We start from the raw sequence: 15,060 nt of genomic DNA on the forward strand, positions 1-15,060 counted from the left end.
TAATAACAAAAAAGAAAAAAATTGAAAGGTTTTTTAAAAAACTTTAGTATATTTTAACAAGAAAACAATAAATATATGGAGGTGATTTATGTGGAACCTAAATTCATAACTAGGCTGGTTATCACTTTAATTACTATTTTAATGCTTTTTGGAAACCTCTTAGATGGGCTCCCTAATGGATATTTTAATGTTCTTCGAATTATAGTTTGTGGAGCAGCTGTGTATAGAGCTATATTAAGCTTTGAGGATAACCACAGAGTTTGGGGACGAATTTTTATAGGAATAGCATTATTATTTAACCCTATTAGACCAGTTCATTTAACTCAAGAACTTTGGCTGCCTATCGATATATTGACAGGATTAATAATGTTAGCTTCGATATCAATCATTAAAAAAAAGAAAAAAAGTGCCTAATCTTATTAGACTAATAGTATTATATTCAATAAAAAAAGCAACGAACTTAAATCGTTGCTTTTTTTAATATATTTTATTAGCTTTATAAAAATAATGCCATTGAAATACCTGTTTCCATTACTCCATTGAGAAGTCTGTCATTTTTATAGATACCTTCTATCTCGAACCCATATTTTTTGTATAATTTTATGGCTCTGGTATTGGTTTCATTAACTTTTAAAGTTATCTTAGATATAGAATTTTTTTTAGATTCAGAGATTACTTTTTCTATGAGTAAAGAACCTATGCCTTTTCCCCAGTGGTTTTTAGAAACTGCAATACCAAAATTTGATTTATGCCTCTCTCTTGATCTACCATTTCTGGTATTGGCTGTTAAACTAGCAATTATTTTACCATCTTCTTTTATACAGTAAGCATAATTAGGAGCTTCTTTAGTTGACTCAAGGAGTGACTTACACGCCTCTTCACTTGGAGCTTCAGATTTTTCAAAAGATACAAAGTTTGTTTCTCCTCCTATTTGATCAAAAAATTCATGTAAATTCTTAGCATCATCAACAACCATTGGTTCTAATTCATAAATCATCATATCCACCCCTTATTTTATTGTTTATTAAAGAATATCATAATTTTATTCTAAATAAAATAAAAGATCCTAATGTCATTTAATGTCATTAGGATCTTTCTATATATATTCGTTATTTTATTTTTAAAAAACGTAAATGCTTGAACCCATTGTATCATAAGCCCTACAATCGAAATTATGGGGTTATGTGGTACCTGAGAAGGGACTTGAACCCTTAAGGGCATACGCCCGGGGGATTTTGAGTCCCCTATGTCTACCATTCCATCACTCAGGCATCTACAAAAATTATTATACTAGAACTCCCAAAGAAAAGCAAGTCTTTTTTTTAATAAAGTTGTAATTTTTTATGCTTATAACTCTAAAGATATATGTCTGAAAGATTTAAAATCAAATAAACCACGATCGGTTAATTTTATTTCTGGGATGACTGGTAGGGCTAAAAAAGCTAGGTTCATTAATGGGTCTAATTTTCTGTTTACTCCATATTTATAAGCTAAGTCCAAGAATTTCTCTACTTCTAGTGCAACCTCTTCTCCGGAAAGTTGTGTCATAATACCTCCTATTTCCAGTGGAATAGAAGATATTATTTTTTTATTATGAACTAAGCAAAGACCTCCCTGAATTTTTTTGATCTCCTCAACAGCAAGATTGATGTCTTCATCTGAATCTCCTATAACTACTAGATTGTGAGAGTCATGGGAGATCGTGGATGCGATAGCTCCTTTAAAATTACCGAAATTTTTAACCAGACCTTTTCCGATATTTCCTGTTCCATGATGACGTTCAATTACAAATAATTTTAAAATTCCTGGATTATTTTCTGTTTTAAACTCCCCATCTTCTAAAATTATTTGAGAAAAAGTTTTTTTTGTGAGTAAACTTCCAGGGATAAGCTCAATTATATTTACTTTTTCATCCTTTGAAAGTATCTTTAGATCTTTTTTGTCTATATCAATATTTACACTGGAAAGTAAACTTTTGTCCATGTAGGTATTTTGAATTTTTACCTCATCTATACCGTTATAGACTTCTCTGCCGTCTTTGTAGGTTTTTAATACTTTGAAATCAACGAGATCTTGAAAAATAACTAAATCTGCTTTATAACCAGGGGCGATAGCTCCTAATTTACTTAAGCCATAGCATTTTGCAGTATTTATGGTTGCCATTTGGACAGCAGTAATGGGGTCTATATTTAATTTCACTAATTTTTTTAGAAGGTGGTCTATATGCCCTTGTTTGATCAAAGTTTCTGGATGGGAATCATCTGTACATAGACAGCACCATCTTGTAAGAGAAAAATTAGTGGATAAATCTTTAGCTAAGACTTCTAAATTTTTAGCTCCTGATCCCTCTCTAATCAATACATACATTCCATTTCTTATTTTATTTAATAATTCATCGTAGGTTTCCGATTCATGATCGGTAGATATTCCTACTCCTGCATAGGTACGAATATCTTTGGCACTCATATCAGGTGCGTGACCATCAATAATTTTATTGTTTTTATGAGCCAGATCTAATTTTTTTAAAACTTCAGGATCTTTGTTTAGAATTCCGGGAAAGTTCATAAATTCTGCCAAACCCAAAACCCTTTTGTGGTGAATAAGTTCTTTTAGATCATCTGCACTTAAAACAGCTCCGGAAGATTCAAAATCTGTAGCAGGGACGCAGGGTGGAAGATTGACAAAAACATTTAAGGGAATGTTTTCAGTGGCTTTCAACATATATTCTATACCTTTCATTCCAGAAACATTGGCTATTTCATGGGGATCAGCTATGATAGTCGTACTACCTCGGGGGAGAATTAAATTTGCCATATTTTCAGGTGTTAGCATGGAAGACTCTATATGAACATGGGCATCCATTAGACCTGGTGAAATATAGGTGCCATGAAGATCGATCTCACAAACTCCAGAGAAGTCACCGACTCCAACAATTTGATCCCCATGGATAGCTAAGTTGCCTTTTATAATTTCATGGCTGAATACATTTATAATTTTTGCATTTTTAAAAACCAGATCCGATTTTTTTCTCTGAGTTAAGACATCTATAAATTCAGATAAGTTATTCATAATAATCTCCTCCAATAAGAACAACATGTAGTTGTATGATCTTTGGGATAATAAAAAAGCCAATTTTTAAAGTAAAGTTACTACTTAATAAATTGGCTTTTTTTATAAAATTTCCTTTAAATTAATTCTGCTTTAACCTCTCCTCCGATATCTTCCCCCTCAGTTTTAGCAATAATAAGAGTGCAGACAGCATCTCCAGTTATGTTTACAGCAGTTCTGTTCATATCTATTATCCTGTCTACTCCCATGATAAGAGCTATTCCTTCGATAGGAAGACCAACTTGGGTAAGAACCATTGAAAGCATGATAGGTCCGGCTCCTGGAACGCCTGCTGTACCTATAGATGCCAGGGTAGCTGTTAGAATAACCATCATATAATCACCCATATTTAATTGGATTCCATAAGCAGTAGCTATAAATACTACAGCGACTCCCTGCATAATAGAAGTTCCATCCATATTTATAGACGCTCCCAAGGGTATTGTAAATGAACTTGTAGATTTTGAAACCCCAAATTTTTCTCTGAGGATCTCTAAGTTAACAGGTATAGTAGCCCCGCTGCTTGATGTAGAAAATGCTACAGATATGGCAGGGATGAATTTTTTTATAAATACGATTGGATTTATTTTAGCCATCAGGTATAAAAGGCCTTGATATGTAATTAACACATGGATTAATAGTGCTAAAAGTGTAGTTCCTATATATTTAAATAGAGGAATCATAGCCTGATATCCCAATGTAGAAAATGTTGTAGCAATAAGGCAGAAGACACCAATAGGAGCAAACTGCATAATAAGATTTACTAATTCTAAGATAAGATCATTAGATTGCTCAAATAGATCCTTAATCTTATTGACTTTATCCCCTAAGATAGTCAGTCCCATACCTGTAAGAAGGGCAAAAAATATTATCTGTAACATATTTCCCTTTGCCATGGCTGATATGGGATTAGATGGTACGATATCGATTAAGACATCTACAAAAGATTTAGAATCGCTGACAACTGTATTAGTTTTACTGATATTTTCAATGACTAAGCCATTTCCCGGGTCTATTATGTTAGCTAAGACAAGGGCTATTGTTATTGCAACAGCTGTTGTAAACAGATAAAAACTTAAAGTTTTTATTCCGATTCTTCCAAGTTTTTTTGTGTCGCCTATTGCAGAACTTCCCACTGTTAAGGAAATAAATACCAGAGGAACTACCAGCATTTTAATTGATTTTATAAACACAGAACCACCTAATTTGAGGAAAAATCCAATGATATAGTGTTCTACAAAGGGTATATTCTTTAAGGGAAATAGCAGCAAACCAACTATTATTCCACCTATTAAACTGATTAAAATTTTACTTGTTAACGTCATTTTTTTCATACTTCCACACTCCTACTGATAATATATATGATAATGTTAATTTCTATCAAACTTAATACTGTATGATTGTACTAAAAAAAAACAATTAATAAAAATATCTAAATAATATTGTATTGATATAAAAAAAGTATAGATGGTGATTGTAGGATGTTCATTTTTAATAAACTAATATAATTTTTTAAAAAAAGTTACCTTATATTTATTAAAGTTTACTCATAAAAAAAGGAGGTTTAAAACCTCCTGGAATTAATTATAAATATTTTTACATTTTTTTACTGGATTAAAGTTATTACGAAGAATAAATTAAAAAAAATTATGATTTAATGTATATATTAAATCAATTAATAGGTATAAAAAAATTATAGCAGCTATAGTTAAAATTTCATCCCCTGTATCCGCCATAATTTTATTTAATATTAGTAATAGTCCCAGTTATCACGCACCCAGTTTTTAACCTCTTCCTGCTTTTTTATATCAGGTGGTAAAAATTTATAGATCATTTTTTCGATCTTTCTTCTGTTGCCTCTTCCTTCTAATTTCCATATTTCCGTCATTTTTTCTATAAGGTAAAGGACCTCATAACCTTCTTTCCTATCAAATATTGTATAATCTAGTTTCCCTGTTACTTTAGGATCTTCCTCTGCATAAGTTTTCCATGAATAATCTTTATAAATCATATTCGACTTATTATGCACATTCATATTAGTACTCCTTTTCAATTAATATTATCAGTAGCCCCCTAAATTTACAACATTTGATCCAAAAAGTCAATATAATTAATTTATAATTAATGGTGAAATAATTCATGTGATAGATGTTTAATAATTTATTCATTTTTTATATAGAAATAAAAGCAGGAAAATTTTATTTTTAAGAAAGGAAAAAAGGGATATTGATTATCAACACCCCTTTTTTTCCAGCTATTATAATTTAAGTTGTTATGACAACAATTAACTATGCCACTTCTATTTCTTTGTCTGAAGAAGTGTTCAACTCTTCCCCTTCTGTTTTTGCTATGATTAGGGTACATACAGCATCTCCTGTAATGTTTACAGCAGTTCTAGTCATATCTAAAATTCTGTCTACACCCATTATAAGAGCAATTCCTTCAATTGGTAGTCCAACCTGAGTTAAAACCATTGACAGCATAATTAATCCTACTCCAGGAACACCGGCTGTACCTATAGATGCTAGTGTAGCTGTTAAAATTACCGCTATATAGTCACCCATTGTTAAATCAACACCGTATACAGAGGCGATAAATACTACAGCAACTCCCTGCATGATAGCAGTTCCATCCATATTGATAGTAGCTCCTAGTGGTATTGTAAATGAACTAACACTTTTAGATACTCCAAATTCCTCTTGAACTGTTTCTAAAGTAACAGGAAGTGTAGCTCCACTACTAGATGTAGAGAATGCTACAGAGATAGCCGGTAAAAATTTCTTTAAAAAAGTCAATGGATTCATCTTAATCGTAGCAACTAAAAGGCCTTGGTAAGTGAATAAACCGTGGATAAATAAAGCTCCAATTACTGTAAGCATATATTTTAATAGCGGTACCATTGCTGTATACCCAAGAGATGAAAATGTTTTAGCAATAAGACAGAACACACCAAATGGAGCAACTTTCATAATAAGGTTAACCATCTCTAAAACAAGGTCGTTGGCTTGGTCAAATAGATCTTTTACTTTGCTGACTTTATCACCTAAGATAGTTAAGCCAGCTCCTGTTAAAAGTGCAAAAGCTATAATTTGCAACATATTTCCCTTAGCCATAGATGCAATCGGGTTAGATGGGACTATATCGATAAGTACATCTACAAATGGTTTAGAACTTTTGATAGTTTTGGCAGTTTTTTGAATACTGTCAGCTGATAGTCCTGCTCCTGGGTTAATTACATTTGCCAGAGTAAGAGCTATAACAATCGCTACAGCTGTAGTGAACAGGTAAAAACTTAAAGTTTTTACTCCTATTCTCCCTAATTTTTTTATATCTCCCATGGCTGAACTTCCAACAGTTAATGAGACAAATACCAGTGGAACTACCATCATCTTAATGGCATTTATAAATACTGATCCGCCTAGTTTTAGAAAAAATCCTATAATGTAATTTGCTACAAAGGGAACCTCTCTCATTGGGTATAAAATCAATCCTAATATTATCCCACTAATTAATCCAATAAAAATTTTCGTTGTTAAAGTCATTTTTTTCATCCTACCACACTCCCATAAAATAATATTAAATTTTGCTATTCAATCGTAGCAAAATATTTTAAGTATATAAATAAATAATTAAACTTATAAAGTAGTATATAATTTATATATGGAAATGTCAAATTTTAGGATCTTTGTTTATTTTATAAAGATATTTATGAGTGGATTTTCCAATAATTTATCGACATATGCTTTCTTTCCTAAACTTCCTAAAATCTCGCTATAACTTGGATGAGGAAAGATAACCGATGAAAACTTATCTAGAGTCAGGTGATTTTCTGCTGCTATTTGAAACGAAGAGATCATCTCCCCTGCTCTTTCGGCCAAAAGCTTTACTTCCAAGACCTCTTTTTTATGGTTGGTCTCTACTCTCATCTCAAAAATATCATCTTTTTTCGTTATGGTTCTCTCTGAATCGCTCCGTCCATAGGAATATATCTTAGTTGTCTTTCTCTTTGGATCGGGAAGTCCCCGAGATGCCAGTTCAGGAGAGGTAAATGTACACCAGCTTATATTGGAATAATCCACCTTTTTCTTTAGAGGTAAAAACATATTTTTAACTGCTAAAATTCCTTGATAGTTAGCCATATGTGAAAACTGATATGGACCTGCCACATCTCCTACACCATAGATATTATGTATATTTGTCCTTAGATAGTCATCTACTTCTATCCCCTTTCGATTATATTTTAATCCCAATTCATCCAATCCAAGGTCTTTTATATTTGGGACTCTCCCAATAGAAACCAGAAGAGCTTCAGCTTCAATTTTTTTTGGTTCTCCATTAGTTTCCGCATTGAGAGTGATAATACCCTCGTTTTGAGTCACTGAGGAAGCAGTGGTATTGACATGGATATTGACCCCTTCTTTTATTAAAGTTTCAGACAAAATATTTACTAATTCCTCATTTTCACGGATAAAAATTCGAGAAGACCTTTCTATTATGTGAACTTTTGTACCTAATCTGTTTAAACATTGGGCCATCTCTACTCCTATAGCTCCTCCACCTAAAATTATCATGGATTTAGGGAGTTTTTCCAGTTGGAAAAGGTTTTTATTGGTCAGGTAATCTATCTTATCCAGCCCCTCTAAAGGAGGGATAAATGGTGAGGTACCAGTAGAGATAACTATGTTCTTTCCGTGATATTCTACCCCATCCACCAATACAATTTTTGGCTCTATCAGTTTAATCAATTTTCCTTGTTTGAACGTTATTCCGTCGTTGGCCAAAACTTCTGGAGATTCATGGGAATAAACCTCATCTATTACACCTCTGACGTCTCTCATAACTTTTCCAGTATCTACCTCTATAGATGAATACTTTTTGGCTGTATGAACATCCTTAGCTATATTTATAAGAGCTTTACTGGGCATACACCCTGACCAGGTACAAGTTCCTCCTGGTAAACCCTTATCCACTAAGAGAACTTTTTTTTTCAGTCCATTAGCTGTATATGCACAGGTCAGCCCTGCAGCTCCGGCTCCTATTATTATTAAATCATACATAGTTTTACCTCCAGTGTTAAGTTTTTAGTTTATTTTAATAGATAAAGGAAAAAGTTACAATTTATATATAAGTAATAAAAGGTCTCAATGTTTAACTATAATTATTTCCTGTTGAAATATATTACTGGAGAGGTCGATTAAATCCTTTAAAGTTTAAGTTGTTGAAAGGTTTTGAGATATGGTAATATGGGAAATATTGTGATAAAATATATCTTTACAAAGCAGAAAAGTGGAGGACAGATGAAATCTGAAATAAAAAAAATATTGATACCTGGAATTATATTATTTTTAATATTTTTTATAGGTGTTTTTGGATATATATATATTGAAAATTACAATTTAATAGATTCACTATATATGACCTCTATCACCCTTTCTACAGTAGGATTTGGAGAGGTTCAGGCACTCAGCCCTAATGGAAAGATCTTTACATCGATCCTTATATTCTCTGGAATAACTGTAGTTGTTTATACATTGGGAAATATTACTAAATTTTTTATTGAAGGGGAATTAAGATCCTATTTGAGGTGGAGGAAGATGGATAAAAAAATAGCTAAATTAAATGACCACTATATAGTGTGTGGAGCCGGCAGAACCGGAACAAAGATTATAAGTGATTTTTTAAAAAAAAATCTAAACTTTGTAGTTGTAGAAAATGATGAAAAAAGTGTTGAAAAACTAAAGGAGATATACAGGGAAAAAATACTCTATGTAATAGGAGATGCAACTAAAGATGAAACCCTCCTCCAGGCCAATGTAAAAAGTGCTAAAGTATTGATATCGGTCTTATCGACAGATGCTGACAACCTTTTTTTAACCCTTACTACAAAAGATTTGAATGAGAAGATACAGGTGATAACAAGGGCTGTAGATGCAAGCAGTGAAAAAAAATTAAAGAGAGGCGGTGCTGATTTTATAATCTCGCCTTTTGAGATAGCAGCTGATAGAATAATTGCCACAGCTACACAGACTAACTTAATTAGTTTTGTAGATGTTTTTAGTAAGAAATCAAAGATAGAGGGGTTGACATTTGAACTGGTTGAGATAAAAAAAGGATCTCAGTTGGAAAATACAACTTTGATGAAAGCAAAGATACCTGCTAAAACCAATCTAATAGTTATTGGTCACGAAGTGGATGGAATCATGAAAATAAACCCTATGTCCCATGAGTTACTCAGAAAAAATGAAAAATTATTAGTACTGGGGACAAAGGATCAAATAAAAAAGTTAATAGAGATAGCTTCGAATTAATGACTTGAGGAGAGTTTATGTATTATTTAATAGGTATATTTATATTCTATGTAGTGTTTGTTATAACAGGCAGCAGAAAACAGAGGATGAAAATCAAGATAAAAAGAACTATAACTTATAAGAATGTTAATATCATTCCTGAAAGTAACAGTGAAGGAAGTTTTGAATCTCTAGAGGATCTGACCCTTGAGAGTAAAAATTTTATTGTTCAGAGTTTAAAGATAAAGAGTAAAAATGTAGATGAAGAGATGGCATACTTAGCAGTGGTACCAAAATCTTATACTCCTGAAAAAAGTTACCCGGTACTCTATTTACTTCATGGGTTACGGGATAATGCCCATGACTGGATAGAAAAAGGAAGACTTTTGGACAACTTTGAACTTCTACTCGAGAAAAAAGATATAGGGAAGATGATAGTTATCCTACCTAATTCAGGATTTTGTGGGGAATCTTGGTATAGTGATTTTAAAAAGGTAAAAAATAAAAACTATGAATCATATTTTATAGATGAATTGATTTTAGATGTTAAAAATAGATTTAATGTAGATAACGCTGGTATATCCGGGTTTTCCATGGGGGGATATGGTGCTTTTAAATTAGGTTTAAAGCATCTGGAACTGTTTAAGGTAATAGGCAGTTTTGCCGGAGCTGTTAGTCTGGTAAGGCTGACTATAAATAAGAGAATAACGAGGATAGTTAAATTTATCTACCTTCCTGAATTTTTATTCAAAGATCAGGATAAGGAGAGGTTTATCAATATATTTGGATCGTGGGGAAAGGGAATTATTGCAGAAGATCCCTACACCCTTATAAAACAATTGGATACTACAAAACAACAGGGAAAACATTTTTATCTTTCAGTTGGCTCGGAAGATAAAGAACCTTATTATATGGTCCACCAATGGGTAGACATGGTAGGAAGGATAAAAAGATTTAATCTTCCTTTTGAGGCTTATATCTATAAGGGAGAAACTCATACCTGGGATTATATAGCCAAGGATATAGGCAGATTTTTAAAGTACAGCTGGAAATATTTGAGGTAGAATTTCTTATGAAATTCTACCTTTTTTATTATCCGGGAAATAAGACCACTTAGTGGCATCACTAAGATTTCTACTTGATAAAGAATATCGCCAAAGTATCTAAAAATTTACAATGTAAATTAAGAACCTTGAGATAGCACTTTATCTTGTAGACATGGAATTTTGTAATAAAATTCATTAAAAAATTAAAAATAAATCAAGAATTAAAACATATGAAAAAATTGACTAATGACCCCACACTATTTTTGACAATAATATTTTCATTGATGATAGTATCGTTTTTTGTACTGGTGCCTCTTTATAATGTACTGAAGGAAAGCTTTACATTTAAAGATGCATTTAGTTTTGAAAATTATAAAAATGCTTTTGGAAGAAGCGGAAATGTAGTGATAATTTTAAATACTTTAAAATTAGGTTTTATAACTGCAACATTGTCCCTGATCATTGGATTTTTCTTTGCATATAGTACGTCGTATATGAAGATCAAGGGGAAAAAAATATTTGACTTTATAGCAATGCTGCCTATTATATCACCGCCCTTTGTTGTAGCATTATCAGCAATATTATTATTTGGAAGACAGGGACTTATTACCCGTGGGATTTTAGGGATTAAAGATTTCGAGATCTATGGATTTCATGGATTGGTATTAGTTCAGGTTTTAAGTTTTTTCCCAATAGCATATTTAATGTTAGTTGGTTTATTACAGGGAATCGATCCATCTGTAGAGGAAGCCTCCAGGGATTTAGGAGCATCTAAACTAAAAGTATTTACAAGTGTAACATTTCCATTGGTTATACCAGGAATAGCAACTGCCCTTGCAATGATATTACTTTCTATGTCTATCTCGATGTTTGTAGTACAAAGATTTTATATAAATAAGAAATCTTATATAACCGTAACTGGAAAGGTTTCCAGAGCCAGGGATTTAATAAAGGATAAAGCGGTAACAATACCTGTATTTATAACTTTAATAACTCTTACTTTATTTGTAATATTGATGTATATCTTGATCCCTATAGGGTCATTTGTAAAATTATGGGGGATTAATTACACTCCTACTCTGGATCACTATAAGTATATATTTGATTATGGTATGGATCCTATAATACAGACTACTGTATTAGCAGTAATAGCAACTATAATAACAAGTATTTTTTCTATGATCCTTGCATTTCTAATTGTAAGAAAAAAATTCATAGGAAAAACATTTATAGAGTTTACAACGATTATGGCTCTGGCTATCCCTGGGACAATAATAGGTCTGGGATATGTAATCAGTTATAACATTACCTACAAGATACCCTTTACAAATATAACATTGATTCCGCCCCTTACAGGAACGGCACTTATTATTGTTATAGCCTTTATCATCAGAAGTTTACCTGTAGGAGTTAGAAGCGGGATGAGTTCCCTCCAGCAGATCGACCCATCCATCGAAGAAGCAGCAAGTATATTAGGAGCTTCAAGTAGTAAAGTTTTTTCAAACGTAACTATACCAATGATAAAAGAAGCATTTTTCAGTGGGTTGATCTATTCATTTGCAAGAAGTATGACCTTGGTTAGTACGATTATATTTTTGATATCAGCCAAGTGGAAGTTGTTAACACCAACAGTAATGGATAATATAGACACTGGAAGGATAGGAATAGCATCGGCTTATTGTACAATATTGATTATAATAGTATCGACGGTAATGATAACTATGAAGATTTTCATCTCAAAAATAGGTGTAAAAAATAAAGCAAGTTAGGGGAGTATTTTAATGAAAGAATCTAAAAGAGTAGAAATAAAGAATTTAACAAAAACATTTATATCGGGGAAAAATAAAGTAAAGGCAGTCAATAATATTAATTTAACTGTAGAACCTGGAGAATTTATCTGTCTATTAGGGCCTTCTGGGTGCGGAAAAACAACTATGCTTAGAATGCTGGCAGGGTTTGAAATTCCCACTTCCGGGAGTATATTTATAGGAGATAAAGATGTGGCAAATCTTACTCCGGACAAGAGAGACACTGCTATGGTATTTCAAAACTATGCTCTATTTCCTCACATGAATGTATATGATAATATTGCATATGGACTTAAAATACAAAAAAAATCTAAAAAAGAAATAGATGAAAGAGTGACTAAAATTTTAAAGTTAATGAAGATGGAAGACTTTGCTGAGAGAACACCTTCACAGATGTCTGGTGGACAGCAGCAGAGGGTATCCCTTGCAAGAGCATTGATTATGAATTCAGGAGTATTGTTGTTTGATGAACCTCTGTCAAATTTAGATGCTAAATTAAGGCTGCACATGAGAGATGAAATCAGAAAACTTCAGCAGGATGTCGGGATAACTTCAATCTATGTAACACATGATCAGGCAGAAGCTATGTCACTCTCTGATAAAGTAGTAATAATGAAGGATGGAGAGATTATGCAGGTAGGATCTCCAATAGAAATATATCAAAAACCAAACAGTGAATTTATTGCTAAGTTTATAGGAAGAGCTAATATTTTAAAAGCAATAATAGTTTCAAAAGAGGGTGGGAAGACAAAAATTAAATTATTAGGTTCTGAATATATCGTGACTGATGAAGTTGAATACATTGAAGGGGATGTTGTAGAGGTCGTAGTAAGACCTGAATCTATTAAATTTAACTCGGATAAGCATCAGGGAGAAGTTGTAAAAAGTGTATTTATGGGAGAAAATCATGAATATGAAATCATGGTAGAAGATGAGAAGATTGAGGTATCTTTAAATAATCCTCATGGGAAAGAGATTAGAAAAGTCGGAGAAAATTTAACCTTTGTTTTCGATGAAGAATCGATACATATAATATAAGAAGTAAGAGAGGAGATTGTATAATCTCCTTTTTTTTCGTTTAAAGACATAGTTATTGTGATCTGTCCTAAAATTTTATATATATTTTTTTACTTACTACACACTATAACTAAAAATAAACTTAAATTATAATTAAAAAATACTTTGTTTTTATATTTTTTTGAGGTATAGTTATATTGAAACATGTTAAGGCGCTTAACTTTTTTTATTTTTAAGGTATTGTGAATAAATATTTTAACTGGATATTTAAAATCAAAATTAGAAATTTAAAATTAGATGATAAACCTTTTTTATTAAAAAAATTATTCATCTTTTGCTCTTAATACTCTAAAGTTTCAATTAATTTTTTAACAATATTAAAAGGGGGAATAAAAATGTTATTTGATCTTGTAAAAAGTATGAACAATTTATTTTGGGGCTATCTATTGATTTTTCTGCTGGCAGGTACAGGGATTTACTATACCTTTATATTAAAGTTTGTCCAAGTCAGAAGATTTTTTGATAGTATAAAAAAAGCCATAGGTGGTGCTAGTATAGGTGAGGAAGCAGGAGATAAAGGAATGAACTCGTTCCAATCTTTAACTACTGCAATTGCAGCACAGGTAGGAACTGGAAACTTAGCCGGAGCAGCCACAGCAATTGTGTCTGGTGGGCCAGGAGCAATCTTTTGGATGTGGATTACTGCATTTTTCGGGATGTCTACTGTCTTTGCAGAGGCTGTATTAGCTCAAGTTTTTAAAAAGGAAGTAAACGGTAAGATGAGAGGAGGACCTGCTTTCTATATACAGGAAGGTATTAAAAATAAAAAATTAGCTAAAATTTTGGCGAGTTTCTTCTCAATCAGTATTATTATGGCTCTTGGGTTTGTAGGTAATATGGTTCAGGCCAACTCAATAGGTAATGCATTTAAGGAATCTTTTGGTTTGAATCCTATTATCATTGGTGTTATTGTAGCTGTTTTAGCCGGACTTATCTTCAAGGGAGGGGTAAAGAGCATTGCTTCATTTACAGAGAAAGTTATTCCTATTATGTCTGTTCTCTATATTATAGGAGCATTGATAATTTTATTTAAAAACCTTGATGGTACTGTTGAAGCTTTTAAATTAATCTTTGTGTGTGCTTTCTCTCCTAAAGCTGCTGCTGGTGGTATTTTAGGGGTTACAGTTAAACAAGCTGTAAGATATGGTGTTGCACGTGGACTGTTCTCCAATGAAGCAGGAATGGGATCTACTCCCCATGCCCATGCTATTGCAAAAGTTAAGCATCCTTGTGATCAAGGTTTAGTAGCTATGTTTGGGGTTTTCTTTGATACATTTGTTATCCTTACATTAACTTCTCTTGTAATCATCGCCAATACCCCTTTAGGAGGGGGAGGATTGATAGGAATTGCTCTTACTCAGCATGCCTTTATAGCTTCCCTTGGTTCTGTCGGTGGAGTATTTATTGCAGTTTCCTTATTTTTCTTTGCTTTTTCAACTATTGTCGGATGGTATTTCTTTGGAGAAGCAAATATCAGGTTCTTATTTGGAAGTGATAAGGCTACAAATGTTTATACAATTATTGTATTGATCTGTATTGTTGTGGGGACAGCCATAGAAGTACCAGTTATTTGGGAACTTGCAGACTTCTTCAATGGACTCATGATCTTCCCTAACTTAGTTGCAATTCTACTCATGTCTAAATTAGTAAAAGAAAAATTAAAAGACTATGAAGACTAATTAAAAAAAATAGAGTGAAGGTTTTAACCTCCACTCTATTTTTTTAAGAAAATCT

The 15,060-nt window shown here is 32.3% G+C and carries 12 protein-coding genes and 1 tRNA gene; 6 read left to right on the forward strand and 7 right to left on the reverse strand.

Going from position 1 to position 15,060, the window contains the following annotated elements:
- The first annotated feature begins 90 nt into the window (after positions 1 to 90).
- Complete coding sequence (locus tag NRK67_03520) at positions 91 to 414, forward strand: hypothetical protein (GenBank protein ID UUV16991.1); 324 nt, start codon at positions 91 to 93, stop codon at positions 412 to 414.
- Positions 415 to 496: 82 nt separating this feature from the next.
- Here the strand turns inward: NRK67_03520 and NRK67_03525 are convergent, their stop codons facing one another.
- From NRK67_03525 to NRK67_03555, 7 genes are all read right to left on the reverse strand, one after another.
- A complete protein-coding gene (locus NRK67_03525) occupies positions 497 to 1,000 on the reverse strand; it encodes a GNAT family N-acetyltransferase (GenBank protein ID UUV16992.1) in 504 nt (167 codons plus the stop codon).
- Between the two features lie 185 nt (positions 1,001 to 1,185).
- A tRNA-Leu gene (locus NRK67_03530) sits at positions 1,186 to 1,271 on the reverse strand.
- A 76-nt stretch (positions 1,272 to 1,347) separates the two neighbouring features.
- Entirely contained in the window at positions 1,348 to 3,069 is a 1,722-nt protein-coding gene (gene ade / locus NRK67_03535; GenBank protein UUV16993.1) for an adenine deaminase, read from the reverse strand.
- Between the two features lie 116 nt (positions 3,070 to 3,185).
- Positions 3,186 to 4,442, reverse strand: a complete 1,257-nt coding sequence (locus tag NRK67_03540) for a dicarboxylate/amino acid:cation symporter (protein ID UUV16994.1) — start codon at positions 4,440 to 4,442, stop codon at positions 3,186 to 3,188.
- 416 nt (positions 4,443 to 4,858) lie between these two features.
- Positions 4,859 to 5,143, reverse strand: a complete 285-nt coding sequence (locus NRK67_03545) for a hypothetical protein (GenBank protein UUV16995.1) — start codon at positions 5,141 to 5,143, stop codon at positions 4,859 to 4,861.
- Between the two features lie 253 nt (positions 5,144 to 5,396).
- Positions 5,397 to 6,659: a dicarboxylate/amino acid:cation symporter gene (locus tag NRK67_03550; GenBank protein UUV16996.1), complete on the reverse strand. Its 1,263-nt coding sequence runs from the start codon at positions 6,657 to 6,659 to the stop codon at positions 5,397 to 5,399.
- Positions 6,660 to 6,797: 138 nt separating this feature from the next.
- Positions 6,798 to 8,165: an FAD-dependent oxidoreductase gene (locus tag NRK67_03555; GenBank protein UUV16997.1), complete on the reverse strand. Its 1,368-nt coding sequence runs from the start codon at positions 8,163 to 8,165 to the stop codon at positions 6,798 to 6,800.
- Positions 8,166 to 8,405: 240 nt separating this feature from the next.
- On the opposite strand from NRK67_03555, the gene NRK67_03560 reads away from it, so the two are divergent.
- The 5 genes from NRK67_03560 to NRK67_03580 all read left to right on the forward strand — a co-directional run bounded on the left by NRK67_03560 (position 8,406) and on the right by NRK67_03580 (position 15,005).
- On the forward strand, positions 8,406 to 9,416 hold the full coding sequence (locus NRK67_03560) for a potassium channel protein (GenBank protein ID UUV16998.1): 1,011 nt from the start codon (positions 8,406 to 8,408) through the stop codon (positions 9,414 to 9,416).
- A 17-nt stretch (positions 9,417 to 9,433) separates the two neighbouring features.
- Positions 9,434 to 10,459 carry an alpha/beta hydrolase-fold protein gene (locus tag NRK67_03565; GenBank protein ID UUV16999.1) on the forward strand — a complete coding sequence of 342 codons (1,026 nt, stop codon included), beginning with the start codon at positions 9,434 to 9,436 and terminating at the stop codon, positions 10,457 to 10,459.
- 212 nt (positions 10,460 to 10,671) lie between these two features.
- Positions 10,672 to 12,210 (forward strand): iron ABC transporter permease, encoded by a 1,539-nt coding sequence (locus NRK67_03570; protein UUV17000.1) that lies wholly within the window; start codon positions 10,672 to 10,674, stop codon positions 12,208 to 12,210.
- Positions 12,211 to 12,222: 12 nt separating this feature from the next.
- Positions 12,223 to 13,287, forward strand: coding sequence for an ABC transporter ATP-binding protein (locus NRK67_03575; protein ID UUV17001.1), 1,065 nt, complete (start codon positions 12,223 to 12,225; stop codon positions 13,285 to 13,287).
- A 374-nt stretch (positions 13,288 to 13,661) separates the two neighbouring features.
- Positions 13,662 to 15,005, forward strand: a complete 1,344-nt coding sequence (locus NRK67_03580) for a sodium:alanine symporter family protein (GenBank protein UUV17002.1) — start codon at positions 13,662 to 13,664, stop codon at positions 15,003 to 15,005.
- Positions 15,006 to 15,060: the final 55 nt, after the last annotated feature.

It is taken from the genome of Fusobacteria bacterium ZRK30, from assembly GCA_024628785.1.
GTDB lineage: Bacteria > Fusobacteriota > Fusobacteriia > Fusobacteriales > Fusobacteriaceae > Psychrilyobacter.

Excerpts from the sequence above, each read along its gene's own strand:
- NRK67_03525 (UUV16992.1), bottom strand. The coding sequence starts at position 1,000 with ATGATGATTTATGAATTAGAACCAATGGTTGTTGATGATGCTAAGAAT.
- ade (UUV16993.1), bottom strand. The coding sequence starts at position 3,069 with ATGAATAACTTATCTGAATTTATAGATGTCTTAACTCAGAGAAAAAAA.
- NRK67_03540 (UUV16994.1), bottom strand. The coding sequence starts at position 4,442 with ATGAAAAAAATGACGTTAACAAGTAAAATTTTAATCAGTTTAATAGGT.
- NRK67_03545 (UUV16995.1), bottom strand. The coding sequence starts at position 5,143 with ATGAATGTGCATAATAAGTCGAATATGATTTATAAAGATTATTCATGG.
- NRK67_03550 (UUV16996.1), bottom strand. The coding sequence starts at position 6,659 with ATGAAAAAAATGACTTTAACAACGAAAATTTTTATTGGATTAATTAGT.
- NRK67_03555 (UUV16997.1), bottom strand. The coding sequence starts at position 8,165 with ATGTATGATTTAATAATAATAGGAGCCGGAGCTGCAGGGCTGACCTGT.
- NRK67_03560 (UUV16998.1), top strand. The coding sequence starts at position 8,406 with ATGAAATCTGAAATAAAAAAAATATTGATACCTGGAATTATATTATTT.
- NRK67_03565 (UUV16999.1), top strand. The coding sequence starts at position 9,434 with ATGTATTATTTAATAGGTATATTTATATTCTATGTAGTGTTTGTTATA.
- NRK67_03570 (UUV17000.1), top strand. The coding sequence starts at position 10,672 with ATGAAAAAATTGACTAATGACCCCACACTATTTTTGACAATAATATTT.
- NRK67_03575 (UUV17001.1), top strand. The coding sequence starts at position 12,223 with ATGAAAGAATCTAAAAGAGTAGAAATAAAGAATTTAACAAAAACATTT.
- NRK67_03580 (UUV17002.1), top strand. The coding sequence starts at position 13,662 with ATGTTATTTGATCTTGTAAAAAGTATGAACAATTTATTTTGGGGCTAT.